Genomic DNA, 1,570 nt, shown 5'->3' on the forward strand with positions numbered 1-1,570 from the left:
GGCGTTGATTAGGGATATCCCACGATTTGGTCCCGTGGGGAGTTTTGAGGATCCAGATTTGATTCCAGAGCACCAAAAGACCCCTCCCCGTCCGGTTGTTACCCCTGTTTCAGTTTCCGACTTTGAGGAGGAGGGATGATGAATGGCACGAGCTAACAGACCCGAAGACACCACAGAAGTCAGGCGGGTTCCGGCTCGAAAGGGGGTTTTAGTCGGTAAACCCAGCAAGATCGTCACTTCGGCCATGCGGATAAAGACCGCGTTTCCAACCACAACGGGAACTTATCTTGGACAGGGGGGTAATTTCTATTCTCCTGAGTTGTCAACCGACTTCCTGGAGTTGCCCCAGTCGGTTGATGAGCAGCGGAACTATTACAGGTTCTTCTACGACAACGACCCGTTTGTGGGACAGGCCATTGATCTGCATTCAGAACTGCCATTGTCTAAGCTTCGACTTGGGCTCCCCGAGGTTAAGGATCGGGACATGGCAGAGAAGTCTCTTCGGTTCTGTCAACGTTGGGCGAAGAAGATTGGTTTGCTCCACAGGCTTTTGGAGATCGTTCACGAGTATTTTCTCATTGGAGAGGTGTTCATTTTCGCTGAGGACACGTCGCCTGACATGCCTCAGGATATTAGGGCCAAGTGTATTCGGGAGATTACCGTTGAGGGTGAGGCTATCGAGCGGTGGGAAGATTACCCGGACGCTGATGAACGGGCGGTGGCTTGGCTGAAAAAGAACTACAAGGGATGGTCAGCTATTCGGGTGCTTCCTCCTGAGCAGATGCATATGGAGAGTTTTCCGTTTACGGACGAGAAACTCATTGAATTGGTGGTTGATTCTAAGACTAAGGCGATTTACCAACGGGCACAAACGGGGGATCCAGCGGCGGTACGTATTGCCGCCTCGATGCCGGAAACTGTTCTTCAGGCTATTCAACAGGGTCGGAACATTCCGTTGAACACTGACCCCGATGCTGGGTCATTTCTTTACTACTTGGCTCGTAAGAAGTCACAGTATGAGCCCCGAGGTAAGAGTATCCTGCAACGATGCTTGTTGCCGGGTACACCTATTTGGATAAAGCGTGGGGGGGTCGTTCAGCGGATGCCTGTGGAAATGGTGAATGACCAAACAGATCTGTTATTGACCCATAAAGGTAGATTCCGTCCTTGTAAGGCCGGTTCTCGACTTGTGAATGAAGAGGTGGCGGTGATTGATATTGAGGGGGTCGAGAAGCCTCTTCGGCTTACAGCCGATCACGAGGTGTTAATGGTCCGGGAGGATGGGACCGAGGAGTGGATTGCGGCGGGTCAACTTCAACCTAGAGATCTTGTACGGGAAGGGCATGTTGTCTCTGAGTCTTCTGATTGGCCTCGTTGGATTGATCTGGCGGCATGGTGGAAAGGTCGAACGTTAATGACCGCCAAGCGAGGTCGTCCGACTCTGGGTTTGAAGGAGAGTGTTCGGACAATTGAAGTCACTGATGTGACGGTTAAGTCGAATCCTGGGTTGGTGGTATCGTTTGCCCATGAGAACGATAACCGGAACCGGGCACGGGCTTTGTCTGGTTTG

Annotated in this window: 1 protein-coding gene; it reads left to right on the top strand. The window is 51.9% G+C overall.

Going from position 1 to position 1,570, the window contains the following annotated elements; translation table 11 throughout:
- Window positions 1-142 precede the first annotated feature (142 nt).
- The coding region (locus HWQ67_RS18085; RefSeq protein ID WP_218254090.1) for a Hint domain-containing protein at window positions 143-1,570 on the top strand (1,428 nt) is incomplete at its 3' end.

Origin of the sequence: Candidatus Magnetobacterium casense (assembly GCF_019173545.1) — a bacterium.
Lineage (GTDB): Bacteria > Nitrospirota > Thermodesulfovibrionia > Thermodesulfovibrionales > Magnetobacteriaceae > Magnetobacterium > Magnetobacterium cryptolimnobacter.